This is a genomic window from Cupriavidus sp. 94F1, from assembly GCF_057798875.1.
Genome location: NZ_JBYOJT010000012.1, coordinates 30348 through 53615, shown reverse-complemented (window position 1 = coordinate 53615; position 23268 = coordinate 30348). Strand labels below are relative to the sequence as shown.

The 23268-nt window shown below is 65.7% G+C and carries 22 protein-coding genes; 11 read left to right on the top strand and 11 right to left on the bottom strand.

Annotated elements, in window-relative coordinates; genetic code table 11:
* The first annotated feature begins 64 nt into the window (after window positions 1-64).
* A complete protein-coding gene (locus tag AC3FJ6_RS23040) occupies window positions 65-1834 on the top strand; it encodes a putative bifunctional diguanylate cyclase/phosphodiesterase (protein ID WP_488773908.1) in 1770 nt (589 codons plus the stop codon).
* On the top strand, window positions 1834-3282 hold the full coding sequence (locus AC3FJ6_RS23035; protein ID WP_488773907.1) for an HDOD domain-containing protein: 1449 nt from the start codon (window positions 1834-1836) through the stop codon (window positions 3280-3282). Before AC3FJ6_RS23040 ends, AC3FJ6_RS23035 begins: the two co-directional genes overlap by 1 nt.
* 25 nt (window positions 3283-3307) lie before the next feature.
* On the opposite strand, the gene AC3FJ6_RS23030 is transcribed toward AC3FJ6_RS23035, so the two are convergent.
* The 3 genes from AC3FJ6_RS23030 to AC3FJ6_RS23020 all read right to left on the bottom strand — a co-directional run bounded on the left by AC3FJ6_RS23030 (window position 3308) and on the right by AC3FJ6_RS23020 (window position 5383).
* Window positions 3308-4279 carry a GGDEF domain-containing protein gene (locus tag AC3FJ6_RS23030; RefSeq protein WP_488773906.1) on the bottom strand — a complete coding sequence of 324 codons (972 nt, stop codon included), beginning with the start codon at window positions 4277-4279 and terminating at the stop codon, window positions 3308-3310.
* A gap of 109 nt (window positions 4280-4388) precedes the next feature.
* A complete protein-coding gene (locus AC3FJ6_RS23025) occupies window positions 4389-4739 on the bottom strand; it encodes a VOC family protein (protein WP_488773905.1) in 351 nt (116 codons plus the stop codon).
* Window positions 4736-5383 (bottom strand): carbonic anhydrase, encoded by a 648-nt coding sequence (locus AC3FJ6_RS23020; protein ID WP_488773904.1) that lies wholly within the window; start codon window positions 5381-5383, stop codon window positions 4736-4738. The genes AC3FJ6_RS23025 and AC3FJ6_RS23020 overlap by 4 nt, the downstream gene beginning before the upstream one ends.
* Before the next feature lie 104 nt (window positions 5384-5487).
* On the opposite strand from AC3FJ6_RS23020, the gene cynR reads away from it, so the two are divergent.
* A complete protein-coding gene (gene cynR / locus AC3FJ6_RS23015) occupies window positions 5488-6393 on the top strand; it encodes a transcriptional regulator CynR (RefSeq protein WP_153946962.1) in 906 nt (301 codons plus the stop codon).
* On the opposite strand, the gene AC3FJ6_RS23010 is transcribed toward cynR, so the two are convergent.
* Window positions 6359-7681, bottom strand: a complete 1323-nt coding sequence (locus tag AC3FJ6_RS23010; RefSeq protein ID WP_400392210.1) for an MFS transporter — start codon at window positions 7679-7681, stop codon at window positions 6359-6361. The two genes, cynR and AC3FJ6_RS23010, sit on opposite strands and share 35 nt — an antisense overlap.
* 147 nt (window positions 7682-7828) lie before the next feature.
* Here AC3FJ6_RS23010 and cyoA point away from each other — a divergent pair, with 147 nt between their 5' ends.
* The 4 genes from cyoA to cyoD all read left to right on the top strand — a co-directional run bounded on the left by cyoA (window position 7829) and on the right by cyoD (window position 12055).
* Window positions 7829-8887, top strand: a complete 1059-nt coding sequence (gene cyoA / locus AC3FJ6_RS23005) for a ubiquinol oxidase subunit II (protein ID WP_488773903.1) — start codon at window positions 7829-7831, stop codon at window positions 8885-8887.
* Between the two features lie 87 nt (window positions 8888-8974).
* Window positions 8975-10978: a cytochrome o ubiquinol oxidase subunit I gene (gene cyoB, locus AC3FJ6_RS23000; protein WP_400392216.1), complete on the top strand. Its 2004-nt coding sequence runs from the start codon at window positions 8975-8977 to the stop codon at window positions 10976-10978.
* Complete coding sequence (cyoC, locus tag AC3FJ6_RS22995; protein WP_153946958.1) at window positions 10971-11627, top strand: cytochrome o ubiquinol oxidase subunit III; 657 nt, start codon at window positions 10971-10973, stop codon at window positions 11625-11627. The genes cyoB and cyoC overlap by 8 nt, the downstream gene beginning before the upstream one ends.
* On the top strand, window positions 11624-12055 hold the full coding sequence (gene cyoD, locus AC3FJ6_RS22990; protein ID WP_153946957.1) for a cytochrome o ubiquinol oxidase subunit IV: 432 nt from the start codon (window positions 11624-11626) through the stop codon (window positions 12053-12055). The genes cyoC and cyoD overlap by 4 nt, the downstream gene beginning before the upstream one ends.
* A 51-nt stretch (window positions 12056-12106) precedes the next feature.
* On the opposite strand, the gene AC3FJ6_RS22985 is transcribed toward cyoD, so the two are convergent.
* From AC3FJ6_RS22985 to AC3FJ6_RS22975, 3 genes are all read right to left on the bottom strand, one after another.
* Entirely contained in the window at window positions 12107-13648 is a 1542-nt protein-coding gene (locus tag AC3FJ6_RS22985) for a methyl-accepting chemotaxis protein (protein ID WP_488773902.1), read from the bottom strand.
* A gap of 208 nt (window positions 13649-13856) precedes the next feature.
* On the bottom strand, window positions 13857-15128 hold the full coding sequence (locus AC3FJ6_RS22980) for an MFS transporter (protein WP_488773901.1): 1272 nt from the start codon (window positions 15126-15128) through the stop codon (window positions 13857-13859).
* Window positions 15129-15373: 245 nt separating this feature from the next.
* Window positions 15374-15607: a CDP-diacylglycerol pyrophosphatase gene (locus AC3FJ6_RS22975; RefSeq protein WP_082926616.1), complete on the bottom strand. Its 234-nt coding sequence runs from the start codon at window positions 15605-15607 to the stop codon at window positions 15374-15376.
* Window positions 15608-15815: 208 nt separating this feature from the next.
* Between AC3FJ6_RS22975 and AC3FJ6_RS22970 the strand changes: the two genes are divergently transcribed.
* From AC3FJ6_RS22970 to AC3FJ6_RS22955, 4 genes are all read left to right on the top strand, one after another.
* On the top strand, window positions 15816-16517 hold the full coding sequence (locus AC3FJ6_RS22970; RefSeq protein WP_488773900.1) for a DUF899 family protein: 702 nt from the start codon (window positions 15816-15818) through the stop codon (window positions 16515-16517).
* An 84-nt stretch (window positions 16518-16601) separates the two neighbouring features.
* Complete coding sequence (locus AC3FJ6_RS22965; protein WP_488773899.1) at window positions 16602-17651, top strand: phytoene/squalene synthase family protein; 1050 nt, start codon at window positions 16602-16604, stop codon at window positions 17649-17651.
* Window positions 17652-17793: 142 nt separating this feature from the next.
* Window positions 17794-19404 (top strand): amino acid permease, encoded by a 1611-nt coding sequence (locus AC3FJ6_RS22960; protein WP_488773898.1) that lies wholly within the window; start codon window positions 17794-17796, stop codon window positions 19402-19404.
* Window positions 19401-21080, top strand: coding sequence for an amidohydrolase (locus AC3FJ6_RS22955; protein WP_488773897.1), 1680 nt, complete (start codon window positions 19401-19403; stop codon window positions 21078-21080). Before AC3FJ6_RS22960 ends, AC3FJ6_RS22955 begins: the two co-directional genes overlap by 4 nt.
* A gap of 69 nt (window positions 21081-21149) precedes the next feature.
* Here the strand turns inward: AC3FJ6_RS22955 and AC3FJ6_RS22950 are convergent, their stop codons facing one another.
* The 4 genes from AC3FJ6_RS22950 to AC3FJ6_RS22935 form a co-directional block, all read right to left on the bottom strand.
* Window positions 21150-21467 carry a hypothetical protein gene (locus tag AC3FJ6_RS22950; RefSeq protein WP_488773896.1) on the bottom strand — a complete coding sequence of 106 codons (318 nt, stop codon included), beginning with the start codon at window positions 21465-21467 and terminating at the stop codon, window positions 21150-21152.
* Window positions 21468-21650: 183 nt separating this feature from the next.
* Window positions 21651-21788 (bottom strand): hypothetical protein, encoded by a 138-nt coding sequence (locus AC3FJ6_RS22945; protein WP_194946484.1) that lies wholly within the window; start codon window positions 21786-21788, stop codon window positions 21651-21653.
* 132 nt (window positions 21789-21920) lie between these two features.
* Window positions 21921-22667, bottom strand: coding sequence for a sulfite exporter TauE/SafE family protein (locus AC3FJ6_RS22940; protein WP_488773895.1), 747 nt, complete (start codon window positions 22665-22667; stop codon window positions 21921-21923).
* Window positions 22668-22736: 69 nt separating this feature from the next.
* Window positions 22737-23135, bottom strand: a complete 399-nt coding sequence (locus AC3FJ6_RS22935) for an FKBP-type peptidyl-prolyl cis-trans isomerase (RefSeq protein ID WP_066740848.1) — start codon at window positions 23133-23135, stop codon at window positions 22737-22739.
* Window positions 23136-23268: the final 133 nt, after the last annotated feature.

Here is a 23268-nt window from a genome sequence, read left to right as displayed (position 1 = left end):
CAGTTCCATAAGAATCCATCCGATATCTGTCCTGCGTCCACGGGACTTCGGGCATAACAGCTACATGACCGCGCTTGCATACGATGTCGCCCTGGCACCCGAGCCTGCCGATCGCCGGCTGGCCGCTGCCACCCCTGGCGGGGACGAGGCCTGGGCGTTGCTGGAAGCTTCCGGCGCGCTGGCCATGCGGGTCGACATCCAGGGCCGCATCCTGGAAGCCACCGAAACCACGGCCGACCTGCTGGTCTATCCGCTGGATTACCTGCTGCACACCTCCGTACTCGACCTGATCGCGCTGGAATCGCGCGAGCGTGTGGCGCGCATGCTGCAGGGCTGCGCGCAGGACCACGCCGCCCGGCGCGAGCGCGTGCGCGTGGTGGGCGGTGGCCGCCCGGGGTGGATCGATCTGCGCGTGAGCCATCACCGTGCCGCCGCCGGCGCGGCCAGCCTGCTGCTGTTCGGCCACGACGTCACGGACTGGGTGGAATCCGAGCGCCAGCTGACCGAGCGTGCCTTCCTGGATCCGTTGACGGGCGTGGGCAACCGCGCCTTCATCCGCAAGCGGATCGAGGAATACACGTCCGGCCCAGTGTCGCGCCAGTCGTTCGCGCTGGCGCTGATGGACCTGGACGGCTTCAAGAACATCAACGATTCTCTGGGGCACGAGTACGGCGATGCGCTGCTCAAGGAAGTGGGCGCGCGGCTGCAGGACACCGTGCGCGCGCACCACAGCGTGGCCCGCCTGGGCGGCGACGAGTTCGTGCTGATGATGGACGGCCTGGAGTCCGAGGCCGAGGCCGTGCGCATCCTGGAGCGCGTGATCCACGTGTGCCGCCAGCCGTTCCTGCTGGGCGGCTGCCATGTGCGCATCACCACCAGCATCGGCCTGGCCTTTTCGACCGAAGCCCCGCAGAGCGAATCGCAATGGCTGCGCCGTGCAGACCTGGCCATGTACGAGGCCAAGGCACTGGGCAAGAACCGCTACTGCGTCTATTCGCCCGAACTCGACCGCCGGCTCGACGAGCAGTTCCGGATCGAGCAGAGCATGTTCGAAGCGGTGCAGAGCGGCGAATTCCTGCTGCACTACCAGCCGATCGTGTGGCCAGGCTCCGGCGAGATCTGCGCGGTGGAGGCGCTGATGCGCTGGGAGCACGCCGGCGAGTACGTGCGTCCGGACGTGTTCATCCCCGTGGCCGAGAAGAACGGCCTGATCAAGCATCTGGGTGCCTGGGCGCTGCGCTGCGCCTGCGCGCAGCTGGCCGCCTGGGATGCGCAGGGCATCCACGTGGGCCACATGTCGGTCAACGTGTCGGCCGTGCAGTTCCTGCATCCGAACTTCTACGACAGCGTGCGCGGCGCGATCCAGGACGCCGGCATCGGCGCGGACCGCCTGGTGCTGGAAATCACCGAAAGCGCGCTGATGACCGACCCGCAGGCCGCCGAGCGCCTGCTGCTGTCGCTGCGCGCGCTGGGCATCCGCTTTGCCGTGGACGACTTCGGCACCGGCTATTCGAGCCTGTCGTACCTGCGGCGCTTCCCGCTGTCGGCGCTGAAGGTGGATCGCAGCTTCGTGGCCGACATGATCGATTCCCCGCACGCGCGCACCATCGTGTCCGCCGTGCTGTCGCTGGCGCGCGAGTTGGGCCTGGTGGCCATCGCCGAGGGCGTCGAGACCGACGCACAGGGCGCGCTGCTGGCCGCCCAGGGCTGCGACCTGGTGCAGGGCTGGCGCTATGCGCGCGCCCTGAGCCCGTCCGACTTCGAAAACGCCGTGCTGGACGGCAAGCTCATCATGGGCCTTGGCGAAGTGTTCGCGCAGCGGGTGGTGCCCTGATGTCCAAGACGGAGTTCTTCGAGACCCTGTGGGCACGCATGGCGCAGCAGGGAGACTTCCCGACGCTGCAGTACTGTGTCGACAACATCTTCAAGACGCTCAACGCCGACCTGACCGTTGGCGAGATGGCCACGAGCGTGCTGTCGGACTTCAGCCTGTCGCAGAAGGTGATCCGGCTGGCCAACTCGGCGATGTACCGGTCTTTCGGCGGCGAAGTCACTACGGTGTCGCGCGCCATCCTGGTGCTGGGCGTGGAGGCCATCAGTCACCTGACCCTCGGCATCCAGTTGCTCGACTACTTCCACGGCGTGGCGCCCAAGCGCCCGCAGGCGCTGAAGGCGCTGCAACGTGCGCTGGTGGCCGGCGAGATCACGCGCGCGCTGACCCAGGCGCGCGGCATCAACGAGGGCGAGGAAGCGGTGGTCTGCACGTTGATGCACCACATGAGCCGCCTGCTGCTGGTGTTCTACTACCCCGACGAATGGGAACGCGTGGAGGCCATGTGCGCCGCGCATCCGATGACCGAGAACGAGGCCGCGCTGGAGGTTCTGGGGGTGTCGCTGGAAGACATCGCCGAGGCCGCCGCGCGCAAATGGCGGCTGCCGGGCCTGATCGCCCATGCCATGAAGCCGCGCACGCTGTCCGCCGACACCGTGCTCGAAACCCATTCGGACTGGCTGTCGGCCATCGCGCACGTGTCTGCCGAAGCCGCCGTCACGATGGTGCGCGAGGGCGACGAGGCGTCCGTGGAGACCCTGCTCAACTCGCATGCCAAGATGCTGGGCCTCAACCCCGGCGATGTCAGCGTGGCCGTGCGCCAGGCCGAGGCACTCAGCACGTCGATCACCGCATCGGAAGCCGCCGCGCCGGCCGACGGCGGCGCCCCGCACGGCCCGCAACCGGTGAACGTGCTCGAACGCCTGCGGGCGGGCCTTGCCGAAGTGCAACGCGAGGGCGCCAGCCTGACCGTTTCGCAACTGGCGCCGATGGTGCTGGAAACCAGCATGCGGGCGCTCGATTTCTCGCGCTGCTTCCTGATGATGCTGAACCCCACCACGCGCCGCTTCCACGCGCGCCTGGGCTTTGGCGAGGGCATGCGCGAGGTGCTGCCCGCGCTGTCGTACGAGGAAGGCTTCGTGCCCGATGTGTTCCACTTTGCCGGGCTGTCGGCCAGGCCGCTGCTGATCGCGGATACGTTCGACGCGGAGATGGCGCAGCGCATGCCGCGCTGGTATCGCGATGCGCTGCCCGATGCGCGCACGATTCTGCTGGCGCCGGTGAAGATCCGCAACCGCTGCATCGCCATGATCTATGGCGACTGGGGCAGCACCCGCATGCCGGTGGTCATCGGCGAGGCCGAGCTCGAAGCCATCGACGCGCTGACCGGCGAGATCGCCGCCGGCGTCTTGCGGGCCGCGCCCGACCGCGCCCCGCCACGCCCGCGCTGATCCCTTGGGCCCGCGCGGTGCCCCTTCAGTGGCGCTGTGCCTTGCGCGCGGCCTTGTTGGCGTACATCGCCGCATCCGCTTCGGCCAGCAGGTCGTGGACATTGCCGTGGCGCAGCGGATCGAAGGCGATCGCCCCCGCGCTGAACTGCAACGCGTACCCCAGCGGGTTGCGCGCATTCCAGGCATCGAGCTGCCGCTGAAGCCGCCCCAGGGCGTCATGGCAGCCGGCGGCATCGGTATTGGTCAGTAGCACGGCGAACTCGTCGCCGCCAATACGCCCCACCACATCCGATTCACGAAACGCGGCCCGCAGCTCCGCGCCAAACGCGGTCAGCGCACGGTCGCCCTCGGCGTGGCCAAAGCGGTCGTTGATCGGCTTGAAGCCATCCATGTCGAAGAACACCAGCGTGGCGGGCCGGTCCAGCCGCCGGCACAGTTCGATCGCATGCTGTCCCAGCACGCTGAAGCCGCGCCGGTTCGACAGCAGCGTCAGTTCGTCCATGGTGGCCATGTGCACGGCCGCCAGTTCCTGCTCGGCCATCTGCGCCAGATCGTGCAGCAACGCGCGGTCTTCGGCGTCGAAACCGCGCGGCTTGCGGTCGATCAGGCAGAGCGTGCCGATCTTGGCGCCGTTGGGCGCGGACAGCGGCCGGCCGGCATAGAAGCGGATATGGGGCGCGCCAGTGACCAGCGGGTTGTCGTGGAAGCGCAGGTCCTGCGTGGCATCGGGAATCAGCAGGATGTCGTCGCCACAGATGGCGTGGCCACAGAACGATGTGTCGCGCGACGCCTCCGAATCGTCGAGCCCCTCGCAGGCCTTGAACCACTGGCGATTGGCATCGACCAGGCTGACCACGGCGATGGGCACGCCAAACAGGCGTTTGGCCAGCCGCATCAGGCGGTCGAAGCGTTCCTCCGGGGGCGTGTCGAGAATGTTGAGCGACCGCAGCGTGGCCAGGCGGACGGCTTCATTGGCGGGAATCGGGGGCAACTGCATAAGCTTGTCGGCCGTTTCTTGTCGTCGTGGATGACAACATTAACGGCAAATCTTCGCATTGGTGCACCGTGTACGGATTGTTTCACTTTCCAAGGCGCCGCCGCGTGCGTCAAGCATGCACCAGCACGTTGACCAGCCTGCCGAACGGGTCGCGCACAAAGAAGCGCCGCACGCCCCAGGGTTCGTCGGCCGGCCCATAGGCAATGGGCAGGCCGGCAGCCTGTACGCGGGCCAGCGCGGCGTCGAGGTCGTCCACTTCGATCGACAGGTCCGGCACCGGCGTTCCGGAGCCGCCCTCGGACAGAAAGCTGACCTGCACGGTCTGCGTGGCGACAGACCCGTAGGTGGCGATCCAGCCATGGTCCATCAGCAGGTCCAGACCGAAGATGTCGTGGTAGAAGCGGCGCGCGGCGGCCGGGTCGGCGGCCGCGACATTGGCGACGATGCGCTTCACCTTCATGCGGCCATCTCCGTCGCGTTGACGTCCGGATGCTCGGCCAGCGGCACGAACCGGCCGGACTTGCCGTCCAGCGCATCGATCGCGCCGGTGCCAATGTCGTAGTACCAGCCGTGCAGCGTAATGCGCCGCTCGGCCAGCGCCTGGGCCACGCACGGGTGGGTGCGCAGATGGGCCAGCTGCTCGATCACGTTCTGGCGCACCATGTCCGCCACGCGCTCGGCGTCCGATGCATGTAGCCGTGCCAGGCTGATCTTGCGGGCCCCTGCGGCATGTTCGAGCCATTCGGCCACGGACGGCATATGGTCCAGGCACTGGCACATGGCCACCGCCGTCATCGCACCGCAGTTCGAATGGCCGCAGATCACGATATCGCGCACCCTGAGGCCCGCCACCGCGTATTCCACGCTGGCCGATACGCCACCGGGCTGCACCGCATAGGCGGGTACGATATTGCCAGCGTTGCGGATCACGAACAGCTTGCCGGGCTCGCTCTGCGTCAGCAGTGCCGGCTCCACGCGGCTGTCCGAACAGGCGATGAACAGCGTGCTGGGACTCTGCTGCGTGGCCAGCTCCTGGAACAGCGCGGAGCGCTTCGGAAACTCCTCGCGCTGGAATTTGAGAATGCCTTGAATCAGGTCTTTCACGATAATCCCCCCATTTGAGCCGCTAGCATGTCGAATCTCGTGCCATTGGTCAAAGACGGGATTATTATGCCTACCATTGGCAATACCAATACCTGACCCTCTCCATGCTGCTGCGCCACGTTCGCTACTTCCTGGCTGTTGCCGACGCCGGCAACTTCACGCGCGCCGCCGAGACGCTGCACGTCTCTCAGCCCACGCTCTCGCAACAGATCCGCCAGCTCGAAGACACCCTGGGCGCGCCGCTGTTCGACCGCAGCGGCCGCGCCGTACGGCTGACCGACGCGGGGCAGGCCTACTACGTGCACGCGCGGCGGGCGCTGCAGGACCTGGAAGCCGGGCAGCGCGCCATCCACGACGTGGGCGAGCTGACGCGCGGCAACCTGCGCCTGGCCATGACGCCGACGTTCACGCCCTACCTGGTGGTGCCGTTGATCGTGGCGTTCAATGGGAAGTATCCAAACATCACGCTCAGCCTGCGCGAAATGCCGCAGGAACGCGTGGAACCGCTGCTGGCCGATGACGACATCGACATCGGCATCGCCTTCGACGACATCCACCTGCCGGATCTGGAAGCCACGCCGCTGATCGAGGAACCGCTCGCCTACATGGTGGGCGCGTCGCACCCGCTGGCACGGCGTCGCGCCGCGCTGGACGCAGAGGCGCTGGCTGGCGAATCGATGGCCATGCTGACGCGGGAATTTGCCACGCGCGGCTATATCGCGCGCTACTTTGGCGGCCTGGGTATCGAGCCGCGCATCACGTTCGAAGCCAACTCGGTGAGCGCCGTGCTGGATGCGGTACGCAGCGGCCGCCACGCCACGGTGCTGCCGGCCGCCATCGCCGCCGGCCATGCGGACCTGCGCATCCTGAAGCTGGAACGCCCGCTGCCGCCACGGCACGCGGCGCTGCTGCAAAGAAAAGGCGCGTACCGCACAGCCGCGGCACGCGCCTTCGTCGATTTTGCGTTGAGCGAATTCAAGCGTCGTCGGGCGTCCCCAGCGCGCGATTGATGCGCAGCGCGATCAGCGTAGCCACCACCCCCGACAGCAGATACAGCGTCACGGCCACCAGACCAAACAGCGACGACAGCCCCAGCGCCACCAATGGTGCAAACGCGGCGCCGAACAGCCAGCCGAAATCCGTGGTCAGCGCGGCCCCGGTATAGCGGAACTTGGTGTCGAAGTTGGACGTGACCACGCCGGCCGCTTGCCCATACGACAGCCCGAGCAGGCCGAATCCGACCAGAATGAAGGTGTCCTGGCCCGATGCGCCGCCATCCAGCAGCCATGGCGCCGCCAGGCTGAAAATGCCGATCAGCACCGCCATCGTCGCCAGCGTGGTGCGCCGGCCGATGCGGTCGGCCAGCCAGCCGGAGATCAGCGTGCCAATGAAGGCAATGGCCGCGCCGACGATCTGGATCGCCAGCACGTCGCTGATCGCCTGCGTCTTGTGCAGGCTGACCCAGGACAGCGGAAACACCGTGACCAGGTGGAACAGTGCATAGCTGGCCAGCGACGCAAACGCACCGAGGAAGATGTTGAAGCCCTGCGCGTTCACCATCTGCAGCGTGCTGATGGGCTCCAGTTCGTCTTCCTCCAGCAGCCGCGTGTACTCGTGCGTGACCACCAGCCGCAGCCGCGCGAACAGCGCCACCACGTTGATGGCGAACGCCACGTAGAACGGATAGCGCCAGCCCCAGTCGATGAATTCGGGCGGGGTCAGGCTGACATAGAGGAACAGGAACAGCCCGCCCGCCACCAGGAACCCGGTCGGCGCGCCGAGTTGCCCCACCATCGCATACCAGCCCCGCTTGTTCTCGGGCGCGTTGAGCGCCAGCAGCGAGGGCAGGCCGTCCCACGAACCGCCGAACGCAATGCCTTGCAGGAAGCGGAACAGCGCCAGCAGATAGATGGCAGTACTGCCAATCGACGCGTACGCGGGCAGGAATGCGATGCCCACCGTGGCCGTGCCCAGCAGGAACAGCGACGCCGTCAGCTTGACGCCGCGCCCCCAGCGCCGCTGCACGCGCATGAACAGCGCCGTTCCAAACGGGCGTCCGACAAACGCGAACGAGAAGATGGCAAAGCTGTAGAGCAGCCCGGCCAGTTCGCTGGCAAACGGAAAGTAGACCGTGGGAAAAACCAGGACCGAGGCGATGCCGTAGGTGAAGAAATCGAAGTACTCGGAAGCGCGGCCAATCACCACGCCTGTGGCGATTTCGGCAGGTGCCACGTCATGGTGGCCGGGCGCCGGAGGTGCAGTCGGCGACGCGCGGTGCTGGTGGGACAGACTGGCCATCGTGGAGTCTCCATCGAGTGCGGAAGGAATGTCGTACTGCACTTAAAGTCCCGCAGTAACAAGAATAGCGCCTAAACTGCCATTGGAAATCGAAAGATTGCGGCGTCTGTCAGCCGTCGACGTTAATCAAACGCCACTTCCAACACCATGCCACGCTTCGAAGCTGCAGTGCCGACGTTTCGTGTGACGGGAAAGATGCTTTTGCGAAGTGCCGCAATCGCCATGCTGCTGGGCCTTGCGGGATGTAGCAACGCCGTGCTGTTGTCGCCCTCCGGCGACATGGCGGTGCGGCAGCGTGACCTGATCATCATCGCCACCTGCCTGATGCTGCTGATCATCGTGCCGGTGATATGCCTGACCTTGCTGTTTGCGTGGCGATATCGCGAAAGCGCCAAGGACGCGCCCTACAACCCCGAGTGGGATCATTCCACCGTGCTGGAACTGGCCATCTGGGCCGCGCCGCTGCTGATCATCATCGCGCTGGGCGCGGTCACCTGGGTCAGCACCCACCAGCTTGATCCCTACCGTCCGCTGACCCGCCTCGACGAGCGCCGCCCGGTGGCGGCCGACGTCAAGCCGCTCACCGTGGAAGTGGTGGCGATGGACTGGAAATGGCTGTTCCTGTATCCCGAGCAAGGCATTGCCACGGTCAACGAACTGGCCGCGCCGGTTGACCGGCCCATTGCGTTCCGGATCACCGCCACCTCGGTCATGAACACGTTCTTCGTGCCATCGCTGGCCGGCATGGTCTACGCGATGCCGGGCATGCAGACCCAGTTGCATGCGGTGATCAACAAGGCCGGCGTCTACGAAGGCATGTCGGCCAACTACAGCGGGGCGGGCTTCTCGCACATGCGCTTCAAGTTCCACGGCATGTCCAACGAGGATTTCGACCGCTGGGTGCAGCAGGCGAAATCGTCGGGCACGCCGCTGTCGAAGGACACCTATCTGAAGCTGGCCAAGCCCAGCGAGAGCGACCCGGTGCAACGCTATGCCAGTGTCGACCCCAACCTCTACAAGCTGATCCTGAACCGCTGCGTGGAGGGCGGGACATGCATGGCGGACACCATGGCACAGAACCAGAACCGCAACCGTGCCAGGTTCGATCCGACCGCGGAAATCTGCACCGCGAGCAACACACCGGACGTGGCGCCGGTGTTCGCGCCAGATGCCGCGCTCAATGACGGCAGGCAGGTGTTGCGCTGAGGCGCAACCCGGTTCCACCCCTTCACGAATCAGATTTCGCCAATCATCATTGGCCAGCATTGGTCAATACAGGCCCAGGTGACAACCATGCCCGAGCGTTCAGAACTCGCCAACATGATCTTTGGCCGCCTGTCGTGGGAATCCATCCCGCTGCACGAGCCCATCCTCATCGGAACCTTTGCCGTCGTCGTCCTGGGCGGCATTGCCCTGGTGGCACTGCTGACCTACTACCGCGTGTGGGGGTACCTCTGGCACGAATGGTTCACCAGCATCGACCACAAGAAGATCGGCATCATGTACATCGTGCTGGGCATCGTGATGCTGCTGCGCGGCTTTGCCGATGCGGTGATGATGCGGTTGCAGCAGGCCGTGGCGTTCGGCGACAACCTCGGCTACCTGCCGCCGCACCACTATGACCAGATCTTCACCGCACATGGCGTGATCATGATCTTCTTCGTGGCCATGCCGCTGGTCACGGGGCTGATGAACTTCGTGGTGCCGCTGCAGATCGGCGCGCGCGACGTGGCCTTTCCGTTCCTGAACAACTTCAGCTTCTGGATGACCACCGGCGGCGCCATCCTGGTGATGATGTCGCTGTTCGTCGGCGAGTTCGCGCGCACGGGCTGGCTCGCGTATCCGCCGCTGTCCGGCATCCTGCACAGTCCGGATGTGGGCGTCGACTACTACATATGGGCGTTGCAGGTGGCGGGGGTCGGGACGTTGTTATCCGGGATCAACCTGCTCGTCACCATCGTCAAAATGCGCGCGCCGGGCATGACGCTGATGCGCATGCCGATCTTCACCTGGACGTCGCTGTGCACCAACGTGCTGATCATCGCGGCGTTTCCGGTGCTGACCGCCGCCCTGGCGCTGCTGTCGATGGACCGCTACGTCGGCACCAACTTCTTCACCGCGGACCAGGGCGGCAGCGCCATGCTGTACGTGAACCTGATCTGGATCTGGGGCCACCCCGAGGTCTACATCCTGGTGCTGCCGGTGTTCGGCATCTACTCGGAGGTCACGGCCACGTTCTGCCGCAAGCGCCTGTTCGGCTACGCGTCGATGGTGTACGCCACCGTGGTGATTACCGTGCTGTCGTACCTGGTGTGGCTGCACCACTTCTTCACCATGGGGTCGGGCGCCAGCGTGAACTCGTTCTTCGGGATCACGACGATGATCATTTCGATTCCCACCGGGGCGAAGATCTTCAACTGGCTGTTCACGATGTACCACGGCAAGATCAAGTTCGAGGCGCCGATGCTGTGGACGGTTGGCTTCATGGTCACGTTTGTGATCGGCGGCATGACAGGCGTGCTGCTGGCGGTGCCGCCGGCCGACTTCGTGCTGCACAACAGCCTGTTCCTGATCGCCCACTTCCACAACGTGATCATCGGCGGCGTGCTGTTCGGGCTGATGGCCGGCATCTACTACTGGTTTCCGAAGGCGTTCGGCTACCGGCTGGTGGCGTCGTGGGGCAAGGCATCGTTCTGGTTCTGGCTCACCGGCTTCTACTTCGCGTTCATGCCGCTGTACTGGCTGGGCCTGCTCGGCGTGACGCGCCGGGTGAACCATTTCGAGGATCCGTCGCTGCAGATCTGGTTCCTGATCGCCGCGTTCGGCGCGTTCCTGATCGCCTGCGGCATTGCCTGCTTCATCATTCAGCTGGTGGTCAGCTTCATGCGCCGCGAGGAACTGCGCGACACCACCGGCGACCCCTGGGACGGCCGCACGCTGGAATGGTCCACCTCGTCGCCGCCGCCGCAGTACAACTTCGCGTTCACGCCGGTGGTGCATGACACCGATGCCTGGTGGCAGATGAAGCAGTACGGCTACAAGCGGCCGATGGAGGGCTTCATCCCGATCCACATGCCCAAGAACACCGCGGCGGGAATCGTTCTGGCCGCGCTGTGCACGCTGATGGGCTTTGCGCTGATCTGGCACATCTGGTGGCTGGCGGCCGTGTCGTTCGCGGCCACGATCATCGCGGCAATCATCCATACCTTCAACTACAAGCGCGACTACTACATCCCGACCGAAGACGTGGTCCGTACCGAAGCGGCACGCACCCAACTGATGACTGGCCATGGCTGATACGACCCTTCCCCTCCACGCGCACAGCACCTCGGCGGCGGATGACGCACCGCCGGGCGGCTACCAGTTCTATCTGACCGAGGAGCACCACCCGCAAAACGGCACGCTGCTGGGGTTCTGGCTCTATCTGATGAGCGACTGCCTGATTTTCGCCTGCCTGTTCGCCGCCTATGGCGTGCTGGGGCGCGAATACGCCGGCGGGCCCACCGGCGCCGAGCTGTTCGAGCTGCCGCTGGTTGCGCTGAACACGTCGTTCCTGCTCCTGTCGTCGATCACATATGGCTTTGCCATGCTGCAGATGCAGCAGAACCGTGTGGCGGGGACGCAGATCTGGCTGGCCATCACGGGCGTGTTCGGCGCGGCGTTCCTGTTCGTCGAACTGTACGAGTTCGCGCACCTGATCCACGAGGGCGCCGGCCCCACGCGCAGCGCGTTCCTGACGTCGTTCTTCTCGCTGGTCGGCACGCACGGGCTGCACGTGACGTTCGGCATGGTGTGGCTGATCGTGCTGATGCTGCAGGTGGGCCGCCATGGCCTGATCACGGCCAACAAGCGGCGGCTGATGTGCCTGTCGATGTTCTGGCACTTTCTGGACGTCGTCTGGATCGGCGTCTTTACCTTTGTCTACCTGATGGGAACGCTGCCATGAGCGCGCAAGACCACGCGATGAACGGCCACGACCACGGCCACGGCCATCACGAAGAAGACATCGGGCCTCACGCCACGCTGGGCGGCTACCTGACGGGCTTCGTGCTGTCGGTGTTCCTGACGGCGGTGCCGTTCTGGCTGGTGATGGGGAAGGTGTTCGACAAGTCGTCAACCACGGCCGTGGTGATCCTGCTGATCGGCGCGGTACAGATCGTCGTCCACATGATCTACTTCCTGCACATGAACGCGAAGTCCGAGGGCGGCTGGAACATGCTGTCGCTGATGTTCACGCTGACGCTGGTGGTGATCACGCTGTCAGGCTCGCTGTGGGTCATGTTCCACCTGAACAGCAACATGATGCCGCAGATGGAGCACGCCCGCGAGGCCGCGCAGTCGGGCGGCACGATCGTGCCGCCCAGGACGAAGTAACGGCTGCCAGGCCTGAAGCGCGGTGTGGAACCACGCTTCGGGCCTTCGGCTTCAGGCGGCCAGGCGGAAGGTCGCCACGGCTTCCTTGAGCCGCTGGGCCTGCTCTTCGAGCGAGCCGGCGGCTGCCGCGGCCTGTTCCACCAGCGCGGCGTTCTGCTGCGTCACGGTGTCCATCTGCGTGACGGCCTGGTTCACCTGCTCGATGCCTGCGCTCTGCTCGGCCGACGCCGCGCTGATTTCGCCCATGATGTCGGTCACGCGCTTCACGGCGCTGACAATCTCTTCCATGGTCTGACCCGCCTGGGCGACCAGCTCCGATCCGCGCTCGACGCGATCGGCCGAATCCCCGATCAGCGACTTGATTTCCTTGGCTGCCGTGGCGCTGCGCTGCGCCAGGCTGCGCACCTCGCCGGCCACCACGGCAAAGCCGCGACCCTGCTCACCGGCCCGGGCGGCTTCCACTGCCGCATTCAGCGCCAGGATGTTAGTCTGGAACGCGATGCCTTCGATCACGGAAATGATGTCCACGACCTTGCGCGACGACGCGTTGATCTCGTCCATCGTGTGCACGACCTGACCCACCACATCGCCGCCCTGCGTGGCCACCTCGGACGCATTCACGGCCAGCGCGCTGGCCTGCTTGGCGCTGTCGGCGTTCTGACGCACGATGCTGGTCAGCTCTTCCATGCTCGACGCCGTTTCCTGCAGCGACGACGCCTGTTCCTCGGTACGCTGGGACAGATCGGTGTTGCCCGCGGCAATCTGGCTGGTGCCCGTGGCAATGGCATCGGTGCCGACGCGCACTTCCTTGACGATGCCCAGGATGTTGTCGTTCATCTCGCGCAGCGCTTCCAGCAACTGGCCGGTCTCGTCGGTGCAGTCCACCTCGATGCGGCTGGTCAGGTCGCCCGACGCCACGGTGCGCGCGAAGCCCACGGCGCGATGCAGCGGACGCGTGATGCCGATGGTCAGCCACCAGGCAAAGGCCACGCCGATGGCCAGCGAGATCACGCCCAGCGTGATCATGCCGTTGCGGGCGCTCTCGTAGATGTTGTTGATCTGCACTGCCGTGGCATCGATCGAGGCGCGCTGGATATCGAGCAGCTTCTGAATCTCGGCCAGATAGGCATCGCCAGCCGGCACGAATTCCGACTCCAGCACCTTGTTGGCGTCATCGGTCAGGCCTTCGGCCTTGAGCTTGGTGATCTTGTCGCGCGAATCGTTGTACGGGTTGCGCACCACCTGGATCTTCTTGAACGATGCCTTTTCCTCTTCCGTGGACAGGCGCGGCTCGATCTTGTCGCGCAGTTCGGCAATCGCCTTGACCGAATAGGCGGTCTCCGCCGCGAAGAACGCACCCAGCGACGGATCGCTACTGCGTGCCACGGCCGTGGTACGGCGCACGCTTGCATACATCAGTCGATACCAGTCGCTGACCAGACGTTCCTTGGCCAGCGGCTCCTGCATCATCGCGTGCGTACGGCCCGCAACCTCCTGCAGGCGCACGACGCCGAGCACGGTCATGAGCGTAGACAACGCCAACACCACGCCAAAGCCGATGCCTAGGCGTACACCAATACCAAGATTTTTCATTGCTTGTACCTGATCCATTGGTTAGTGGCAGGCCGAGTCGCGTGTTGCCCCCGGCCGCTCCTCCTGCGTCAGCCGTACACGTGAATGTACGCACGGACAGACATTGGAAGTCCTAACGGTCTGGCGTAGTCAAACTTGAGCGAAAAATCAGGGAAAACGCGAATTGCGGCCGCAAATTCGCGTTGAAAGCCAACTGTAATGTTGGCGCCTATTTCTGGTGCGAAACGGGCGATGTCGGGCTGAACCAGTACGGCACCAGCGACAGCGCCACGACGGCCACGGCCGAGAAGAAGATGGCCGAGTACGTATTGGCCACGGGCCAGTCGCGCAGATGGCCCACATTGGCGATCAGCCCAAAGCCCCACGATGTCAGCGCCGAGCCCAGAAACACGAACGTGTTGAGCAGGCCCAGCCCGCGTCCGCGCTTGGCCGGCGCAATCAGCGCGCGGCCCTGCGCCATCACCAGCGGATGCAGCATGCCGATGGTCGACAGCAGCGCCATCAGCCCAACGCCAGACGCCACGCCGGTATCGGGCCAGATCGTCAGCACGAGGCCACCTACCATCGACAGGCACGCCCAGCCGCCGATGGTGCGCTTGAGCGTGCTACGCCGCACCAGCACCGGCAGCAGGAACGCCGTGGCAAAGCCCGCCAGGCTCAGCAGTGTCAGCGCAACGCCGCGCGTGCCGGGCTGCAGGCCAAACACATCGGCCAGGTACGGCCCGCTCCAGGCGTTGCGGAAACCCGTGCCGGCCGCCATGGCCACGCAAACCGGAATCAGCGTCCACAGCGGCCAATTGCCGAGCAGCTTCACGCTTTCGGCCAGCATCGCGCCCATGGGGGCCTGGCGCGCCTGCGCATGGCCGCTGTCACGCACGTAGCGCCATACGCCATAGCAGGCACCCACCATGCACAGCGCCGAAATGGCCAGCGCGGGGCGCCAGCCGAAATGCTGCGAGAACCAGCCCAGCGGTGCCGTGGCGCAGAGCGCGCCGATCATGCCCATGGCGTTCGAGCGACTGACCACGCGCATGTATTCCCGTTCGGAAAGCTGCTCCGACGCATAGTGCAGCAGCCCCATGAAGACTGGCGCGCAGGCGAGGCCCAGGCCCGCCTGGGCCAGCATGGCCAGCGCGCCGCTGGGCGCCAGCACGAAACCCACGGCCGATGCCGCGCCAACGCCAAGCAGCCACGCGGTGGGACGCCCCACGCCATAGCGGTCGAAGGCGATCCCAACCGGAATCTGCGCCACCGCGAACGACAGGAAGAAGCACGACGACAGCGCGCCGAAGCCCGCCGGCGACAGCCCGAAATCATGCTGCAGCTCCGGCGCGATGACCGCCAGGCAACTGCGATAGAACTGGCTCAGGATGAACGCGAACGTGAGCAACGCAATGCCGCGCGCGGCGGTGCTGTTGTCAATATCGGAGGAAGTCTGGGGACGCCGGTCTGCTGCCGGTTCTGTTGCCGGGGTATTCATTGATGCGCGTCGTGGATGTGGCTCGCGGCCTGTTTTTCGCGACCATTCTACGCGGCCAGAACCGCCCCACCCGCCCGCCGGCACGGAAAAGGCATAAAAGCGGTCGATCACCGCGCAGCCGCGCGGCAAGGTTCCGCCTGGTGAAACCTTGGGGCAGGCCCGCGTCGGCACAGGCGGGCCCCGCCACAACCAGTGCCAGACCACACAACGGCTAATGCTTCAGGACGGTGCGCCGACGCTGCACTTCAGCGCGCGGTGCGACCACCGTAATACGTGCCGTTGCGGGGATTCGAAACCATGTAGTGATGATTGCGCGCCCAGCGTTGGGCGGCAAGGAAAGCATCGGGTTCACGCTGACTCCATGCACTGACCATCAGCGGCGAAGCATCTTCCTCGGTATTGAGGTAGACCGCCGCCCGATGCAGTGGGCCCTGGCTGTGGGATCCAGGAATCGTCGTGGTTCGAATCGTCACGCGCATCAGATCAAATCTTGAAGCCCCAGATGCTACAGATTATGCATAACCCGGCATGACATGGGAATGACCGCGCCGGGGTGGGGGTGCGTATGTGGACACTTCTTTGCCTATGCTGGTCGAATGGCCGCGCCACCCGGGGCTTTCCGGGCAGGCGCGGGTCTTCCCCAGCGTGGCGCGCACGCCACGGATTCGAATTTCAGGAGGCTAGACGATGATGCAATCGTCCACATTGACCCCGGCCAGGGCACTGGCCGAACGCAATCGCGCGCATTTCCCGAACGAAGACGCCGCATACCGCCAGGCCCGCAATGCGCTGCTGGCCGAGGAAATCGAGCTGCGTCGACACATCGAACGCGTGGCGGCAATGCGCCGCCAGCTGCCCCCGGGCGGCGAAGTGAAGCAAACCTATCAATTCACGGGCGAAAACGGCCTGGTCACGCTGGCCGATCTGTTCGGCGACAAGGACACGCTGGTGGTCTACAACTACATGTTCGGCCCGCAGCGCGAGAGGCCCTGCCCGATGTGTACGTCGCTGATGGCGTCGTGGGAAGGCAAGGTGCCCGACATCGAACAGCGCGTGGCACTGGCCATGGTGGCGCGCTCGCCGATCGAGCGGCTCAAGGCAGCCAAGGCCGCGCGCGGCTGGACGCAGTTGAAGGTGTACGCCGACACCGATGGCGCTTTCACGCGTGACTATGTGAGCGCGGACGACGCCGACATGCCGGGCTACACCGTCTTTACCCGACGCGACGGCAAGATTCGCCATTTCTACAGCGGCGAGATGAGCGGCGCGATGGCCGACCCAGGCCAGGACCCGCGCGGCGCACCGGACCTCGATCCGCTCTGGACGCTGCTGGACACCACGCCCGAAGGGCGCGGCGCAAGCTGGTATCCGAAGCTTCAGTACGACTGACGGCAGGCGCGGCGCGGAAGCATTGGTGCAGGTGTCGGCAGGCGCAATGGGTACAATGCGCCGTCCCATCGTCTGCCAACCGCCATGCCAAACCCCAACCGGGCCTTCCTGCTCGGCCCGTTGCTGAAAGGTGTTTCCCGTTCGTTCTACCTGACGCTGCGCGTGCTGCCCGCGGGCATGCGCGACCCCGTCGGGCTGGCCTATCTGCTGGCGCGCGCCGCGGACACCATCGCCGATACCTCGCTGATCCCACCCGCGCAGCGGCTTGACCTGCTGCTGGCACTGCGCCAGCGCATCAACGGCGCCGACGATGGCGGCGCGCTGGCGCGGCGGCTGGCCGTGGAGGTGGCCGGGCAGCAGACCGTGTCCGACGAGCGGGTGCTGCTCGAAACGATTTCCCCGGCGCTGGACGTCCTGGCGCAGCTTTCGCCATCGGACCGCGCCGCCGTGCAGGGCATCGTCACCACGCTGACCGAAGGCATGGAGTTCGACCTGCAGACCTTTCCCGACGAACGCTCGGGCCAGGTCGCGGCCCTGCCGGCGCTGGCCGACCTGGATCGCTATACATACCTGGTGGCCGGCTGCGTTGGCGAGTTCTGGACCACCATGACCGACGCGCATCTGCCCGGCACCATGAAGGACCCGCTCGACACGATGCGGCGTCGCGGGGTGCGTTTCGGCAAGGGGCTGCAGATGGTGAACGTGCTGCGCGACGTCGGCAAGGACCTGCGCATCGGCCGCTGCTACCTGCCCGCCGAAGTGCTCGACCGCCATGGCCTGACCATGCCGATGCTGCTCGATCCGACAAATTCGCGGCGGGCCCGGCCCATGCTCGAAGAACTGGTGCGCATTGCGCTCGACCACTTGCGCGAGGCGATGGCCTACACGTTCGCCCTGCCCCGCAGGGCCATCCGGCTGCGGCTGGCCTGCCTGTGGCCGATCCTGATCGGCCTGGAAACGCTGGCGCTGCTGGTGGAAAACGATGCGTGGCTCGATCCGGCCCGCGTGATCAAGGTCAATCGCAACAATGTGTATCGCGTGCTGTGGCGCAGTACGGCGCTGGTCATGTCCGACGCGGCGCTGCGCAACTGGATGAACGGTCTCGTCGCCCGCATCGACAAAAGCTTGCGCTGAAGCCACTGGCTCCGGCATTTCCCGCCTTTTCCCGGCCCCTGTTTTCTCTTATGATGCCGCCCACCATGCCGGCCCGTGGAGAGGAGACTGCTGGCCGGCAAACTAGCCCGAGGCCTCACAAGGGCCCGGACGCATGTCTTATATGTCCACTCAATCGAATACAAAAGAAGGCGCACACGCGCCCGGGCTGCGCCGCACCCTGCGCGCACGCCATCTGACCATGATCGCCATTGGCGGCTCGATCGGCACCGGCCTGTTCGTGGCATCGGGCGCCACGATCGCGCAGGCCGGCCCCGGCGGGGCGCTGGCGGCCTACATCCTGATCGGCGCGATGGTCTACTTCCTGATGACCAGCCTGGGCGAGCTTGCCGCCTACATGCCGGTGTCGGGATCGTTCGCCACCTACGGCGCCAAGTACGTGGACGAAGGCTTCGGCTTCGCGCTGGGCTGGAACTACTGGTACAACTGGGCCGTGACCATCGCCGTGGAACTGGCGGCCGCGCAGCTCGTCATGCAGTACTGGTTCCCCGACACGCCGGGCGTGCTGTGGAGCGCGCTGTTCCTCGGCCTGATGTTCGCGCTCAACGCGATCTCGGTGCGCGGCTTCGGCGAGGCCGAATACTGGTGCGCGCTGATCAAGGTGGTCACCGTGATCGCCTTTATCGTGATCGGCACGCTGATGATCTTCGGCATCATGCGCGGCGATTTCGCGCATGTGAACGGCTTTGCCAACCTGACCACCGGCGACGCCCCGTTCGTGGGCGGGCTGCCCGCGCTGGTCGGCGTGGCGATGATTGCCGGCTTCTCGTTCCAGGGCACCGAACTGATCGGCGTGGCGGCCGGCGAATCGGCCGATCCCGCCAGGAACATTCCGCGCGCCGTGCGGCAGGTGTTCTGGCGCATCCTGCTGTTCTACGTGCTGGCCATCTTCATCATCGGCGTGCTGATTCCGTACACCGATCCAAGCCTGCTCAAGACCGACGTGGAAACCGTGGGCGTCAGCCCGTTCACGCTGGTGTTCCGTCATGCCGGGCTGGCCTTCGCGGCCGGCGTGATGAACGCGGTGATCCTGACGGCCGTGCTGTCGGCCGGCAACTCAGGCATGTATGCGTCCACGCGGATGCTCTACAACCTGGCCACCGAAGGCCGCGCACCGCGCGTGTTCGCGCAGCTGACCCGCAACGGCGTGCCGCTGATGGCGCTGCTGGCCACCACGGCCGTGGGCGCGCTGTGCTTCCTGACGTCGATGTTCGAGAGCAAGTCGGTCTACCTGTGGCTGCTGAACCTGTCGGGCATGACCGGCTTCATCGCGTGGCTGGGCATCGCCGTCAGCCACTACCGCTTCCGCAAGGGATTTGTCGCGCAGGGCCTGGACCTGAACCGCCTGCCGTACCGCTCGCCGTTCTTCCCGTACGGACCGATCTTCGCGTTCGCGCTGTGCATGATCGTGACGCTGGGCCAGAACTACCAGGCCTTTACCGACGGCAAGATCGACTGGGCGGCGGTGACTGCCACCTACGTGGGCATTCCGATCTTCCTGCTGATCTGGCTCGGCTACCGCATCGCGCGCAAGTCGCGCTTCGTGCGGTATGCCGAGATGGAATTCCCACCGCTGCCCGAGCCCCGCCCTGACGCCTCCGCGCGCGGCCTGGCCCCGGCATCCGGTGAATATGGGCAACACCCCAGGCGCCACCCGGGCGTCATTGACAACACGATAAGAAAAACTCGGCACAACAACCAGGAGTCATCTTGAAGAAGTCCATTCGCACGAGCCTGCTGGCACTGGCCGCCATGGCGGCCTTGCACGCACACGCCGCACCCACGCTGGTCGAATCCGTCCAGGGCTATACGCTGCAGAACGACAAGGTCGCCCAGTTCAGCGGCCTGGTGTTCGACCAGGGCAAGGTGCTGGCCACCGGCGACGCCGCCGCGCTGCGCGCAATGTATCCCGATGCCAAACGCATCGACGGCCAGGGCAAGACGCTGCTGCCGGGCCTGATCGACGCCCACGGCCACGTGTTCCGCCTGGGCTTCAAGACCACCGAGATCTCGCTGTCGGGCACGAAGGACCTGAATGAGGCGCAGGGCATCATCCGTGCTTACGGCCAGAAGAACCCGCAGCGCAAGTGGCTGCTGGGCTATGGCTGGAACCAGGTGAACTGGAAGCTGGGCCGCTTCCCGACCGCCGCCGAACTCGACGCCGCCGTTTCCGACCGTCCCGCGCGCCTGGTGCGCGTGGACGGCCACGCGGCGTGGCTGAACACCAAGGCGCTGCAGGCGGCCGGCATCACGCGCGACACCAAGGACCCGGCCGGCGGCCGCATCGAGCGCGATGCCAACGGCAACCCGACCGGCGTACTGGTCGACAAGGCCATGGCCCTGGTCAACGACATCATCCCGCCGTACACCGACGACGACCGCCGCGCCGCGCTGGCCGCCGCCATCGCCCACATGAACGCGCTGGGCCTGACCGCCGTCGGCGACGCCGGCGTGACCGTGACCGACGACCGCATCTATCGCGAGTTCGCCGACCAGGGCAAGCTGACCACGCGCATCTACGCGATGATTCGCGACACGGGCGACGATTTCAAGGCGCTGTCCGCCAAGGGCCCCGTGATCGGCTACGGCAACGACCGCTACTACCTGCGCGCCGTCAAGCTGTACGGCGACGGCGCCCTGGGCAGCCGCGGTGCCGCGCTGATGGAGCCGTACACCGACGACCACGCCCACAGCGGCCTGCTGTTCATGAGCGACGCCGCAATGCAGGCCGCCGTGAAGACGGCCATCAAGGCCGGCTACCAGGTCAACGTGCACGCCATCGGCGACAAGACCAACCGCCAGGTGCTGGATGCCATGGAAGTGGCCTACAAGGAAGTGGGCGGCCGCGAACTGCGCAACCGCATCGAGCACGCGCAGGTGGTGTCGATGCCGGACATCCCGCGCTTCAAGAAGCTGGACCTCATCGCGTCGATGCAGCCCACGCACGCCACCAGCGACATGAACATGGCCGAAGACCGCATCGGCCATGACCGCATCAAGGGCGCCTATGCCTGGCAGACCTTCCTGAAGCAGGGCACGGTCATCGCCGGCGGCTCGGACTTCCCGGTGGAATCGGCCAACCCGTTCTACGGCCTGCACGCCGCCGTGACGCGTACCGACCACGAAGGCCGCCCGATCAAGGGCTGGCACCCGGAGGAAGCCATGACGCTGCCGCAGGCATTCCGCGCCTTCACGCTGGACGCCGCCTACGCCGAGCACCAGGAAAAGACGCTCGGCTCGCTCGAAGCCGGCAAGTGGGCCGACTTCATCGTGGTGGACCGCGACCTGTTCAAGGTGCCGGCTAGCGACATCTGGAAGATCCAGGTGCTGGAAACCTGGGTAGCCGGCGAACGCGTGTATGCCAGGGGAGAGCAGTCGGCGCAGCGTTGAGCCGCTGCACGCCCCAAGACAAAGGCCCCGCGATGCGGGGCCTTTGTCTTGCTGTCACGGGCAACCATGTTACTGCTGGGTCGTCGGCGCCTTCTTGTGCGACGTCGATTTGCCCGACGACTTCTTGGTGGTCTTGCTGTCGGTCAGGGCCGACGCCGTGTTCTGGTTCGCGCCCTGCGTGTACGGGTCGAACTTGTCGCCCGAACGGGCCGCGTCCGGCACGTAGCCTTCCTTGTTGGTGACGCGCGCCGGATCGGGCACGTAGCCGTCCTTGTTCGTGGTGCGCATGTTGTAGTCGTAGCGATCGGCAGGGTTGGCCGGGCCGGCCGCCATTGCCATACCGGGAATGCAAACTGCCACCGCCAATGCCATCGTGAACGCCTTCATCGGGATCTCCCTGCACAAGACTGTTGAGAAAGGAATATCGCGCGGCAAATCCGCACGGACCACAGTCAAGCGTAGACGTCAGGCAACCAAAACGCCATCACCGTCGGCGTATGGCGCGCACGTCACCGTGCAAATCGGCAAACGGAGGCCTTTTCTGGCACCAACGGGACCGGCCGGCCGGCGTCAGGGACGCAACAGGTCGAAACCGGCCAGCGCCACCACGCCGCTCAGCACGTCGGTCGACATGGCGCCGTCACCGACGATCAGGATGGCGGCGGCCGCCCATGTGGCGGCGCAGAAGAGGTAGAAACGCTTGTTCATGATGCGGGGAATGCCGGATGACCGGCAGCAGGCGCAGGCAGGTGGACGTGAGTATAAACCCTGATAACGCCCATGGCGGACACCCTGTAGCCGAGGCGACACCACGCCACCAATGCGTCACATGAAGGGTGATCAGCCCAGCACCTTGGGTACCGACGCGACCAGCATCGCCACGCCCGAGCCGGTCAGCAGCGTCAGGACGATGCGCCGGAAGGCGAGGTCGCTGATACCGATATAGACGCGCGTGCCGATCAGGGTCGGAATCAGCATGGCCGGCGCCACGATGGCGAACATCGGCAGCATGTCGCGCGTGATGATGCCGGTGCCCACGTAGACGGACATCGTCACGATCAGCGCGCCGAGGTTGAAGTTCTGGATCACCACGCGCTGCCTGTCCTTGTCGAAGCCGCGCAGCGTGCACCAGAGCGTGGGCGCAATGCCCGTGAATCCGCCGATGCCGCCCATGATGCCGCCGATGACCCCCACGATGCCGTCTGCCACGCGACCGCCATGGCGGAGCGGCGGAATGCGGGCCGAGAACAGCATGATCGGGCACCAGATCACCAGGATCATGCCCAGGCACAGCTTGAAAAGGTTGACGTCGAGTCGCGGCAGCAGGCTCACGCCGATGGGAATGCCGACGATGCCGCCCAGCAGGAACGGCAGCACCGTGGATAGATGAAACTTGCGCCGCACCGTGAACGCCGCCAGCAACTGGCCGGTGAGTGCGCCGAATACGGACATCGCCGCCGCCATGCGCGGTTCCACGCCCCAGGCCCAGAACGACATTGCGACCATGCCGAAGGCAAATCCGGAAAGCCCCTGGACAAACCCGGCGACGACGGCGCCAAGCGCGACGACGACAAACACGGAATCCATGCGGATCCTCTTCTAGTTATGGAGGGTAAGACTCCCCTCTCCCGCCAGGCGGGAGAGGGGCGAAAGCCATCAGCCGCCGATGCCCAGCAGCTCCACTTCAAAGTTCAGCGTGGCGTTGGGCGGGATCGTGCCCGGCACGCCGCGCGCGCCGTAGGCCGTCGAGGCCGGGCAGGTCAGCTTGACCTTGCCGCCCACCTGCATCTTCTGCACGCCTTCGGTCCAGCACGGGATCACGCGGTTCAGCGGGAACGAAATCGGCTGGCCGCGCTTGTACGAGCTGTCGAATTCCGTGCCATCGGTCAGCGTGCCGCGATAGTGAACCTTGACGGTGTCCGACGCCTTGGGCGACGGGCCCGTGCCCTTGGTTACGGTATCGACGACCACGCCCGAAGGCAGCGTTTCGGCGGCGGCGGCCAGACCCGAAGCGGTCAGCGCAACGGCAGCGAGTAGCAGGGAGATTTTCTTCATGAGATTCTGTGTCGGGGTGACGTGTGTCGTGGGTCCGGTTTTCAGGAGCGGCACCCGGCCCGGCAAGTCGGGCCAGGTGCCAGCCGGCAAGTGTACACGCCATGCCGGCCGGCACCACCGCTATCCCGCTCGA

Excerpts from the sequence above, each read along its gene's own strand:
- AC3FJ6_RS23040 (WP_488773908.1), top strand. The coding sequence starts at position 65 with ATGACCGCGCTTGCATACGATGTCGCCCTGGCACCCGAGCCTGCCGAT.
- AC3FJ6_RS23035 (WP_488773907.1), top strand. The coding sequence starts at position 1,834 with ATGTCCAAGACGGAGTTCTTCGAGACCCTGTGGGCACGCATGGCGCAG.
- AC3FJ6_RS23030 (WP_488773906.1), bottom strand. The coding sequence starts at position 4,279 with ATGCAGTTGCCCCCGATTCCCGCCAATGAAGCCGTCCGCCTGGCCACG.
- AC3FJ6_RS23025 (WP_488773905.1), bottom strand. The coding sequence starts at position 4,739 with ATGAAGGTGAAGCGCATCGTCGCCAATGTCGCGGCCGCCGACCCGGCC.
- cynR (WP_153946962.1), top strand. The coding sequence starts at position 5,488 with ATGCTGCTGCGCCACGTTCGCTACTTCCTGGCTGTTGCCGACGCCGGC.
- AC3FJ6_RS23010 (WP_400392210.1), bottom strand. The coding sequence starts at position 7,681 with ATGGCCAGTCTGTCCCACCAGCACCGCGCGTCGCCGACTGCACCTCCG.
- cyoA (WP_488773903.1), top strand. The coding sequence starts at position 7,829 with ATGCCACGCTTCGAAGCTGCAGTGCCGACGTTTCGTGTGACGGGAAAG.
- cyoB (WP_400392216.1), top strand. The coding sequence starts at position 8,975 with ATGCCCGAGCGTTCAGAACTCGCCAACATGATCTTTGGCCGCCTGTCG.
- cyoC (WP_153946958.1), top strand. The coding sequence starts at position 10,971 with ATGGCTGATACGACCCTTCCCCTCCACGCGCACAGCACCTCGGCGGCG.
- cyoD (WP_153946957.1), top strand. The coding sequence starts at position 11,624 with ATGAGCGCGCAAGACCACGCGATGAACGGCCACGACCACGGCCACGGC.
- AC3FJ6_RS22985 (WP_488773902.1), bottom strand. The coding sequence starts at position 13,648 with ATGAAAAATCTTGGTATTGGTGTACGCCTAGGCATCGGCTTTGGCGTG.
- AC3FJ6_RS22980 (WP_488773901.1), bottom strand. The coding sequence starts at position 15,128 with ATGAATACCCCGGCAACAGAACCGGCAGCAGACCGGCGTCCCCAGACT.
- AC3FJ6_RS22975 (WP_082926616.1), bottom strand. The coding sequence starts at position 15,607 with ATGCGCGTGACGATTCGAACCACGACGATTCCTGGATCCCACAGCCAG.
- AC3FJ6_RS22970 (WP_488773900.1), top strand. The coding sequence starts at position 15,816 with ATGATGCAATCGTCCACATTGACCCCGGCCAGGGCACTGGCCGAACGC.
- AC3FJ6_RS22965 (WP_488773899.1), top strand. The coding sequence starts at position 16,602 with ATGCCAAACCCCAACCGGGCCTTCCTGCTCGGCCCGTTGCTGAAAGGT.
- AC3FJ6_RS22960 (WP_488773898.1), top strand. The coding sequence starts at position 17,794 with ATGTCCACTCAATCGAATACAAAAGAAGGCGCACACGCGCCCGGGCTG.
- AC3FJ6_RS22950 (WP_488773896.1), bottom strand. The coding sequence starts at position 21,467 with ATGAAGGCGTTCACGATGGCATTGGCGGTGGCAGTTTGCATTCCCGGT.
- AC3FJ6_RS22945 (WP_194946484.1), bottom strand. The coding sequence starts at position 21,788 with ATGAACAAGCGTTTCTACCTCTTCTGCGCCGCCACATGGGCGGCCGCC.
- AC3FJ6_RS22940 (WP_488773895.1), bottom strand. The coding sequence starts at position 22,667 with ATGGATTCCGTGTTTGTCGTCGTCGCGCTTGGCGCCGTCGTCGCCGGG.
- AC3FJ6_RS22935 (WP_066740848.1), bottom strand. The coding sequence starts at position 23,135 with ATGAAGAAAATCTCCCTGCTACTCGCTGCCGTTGCGCTGACCGCTTCG.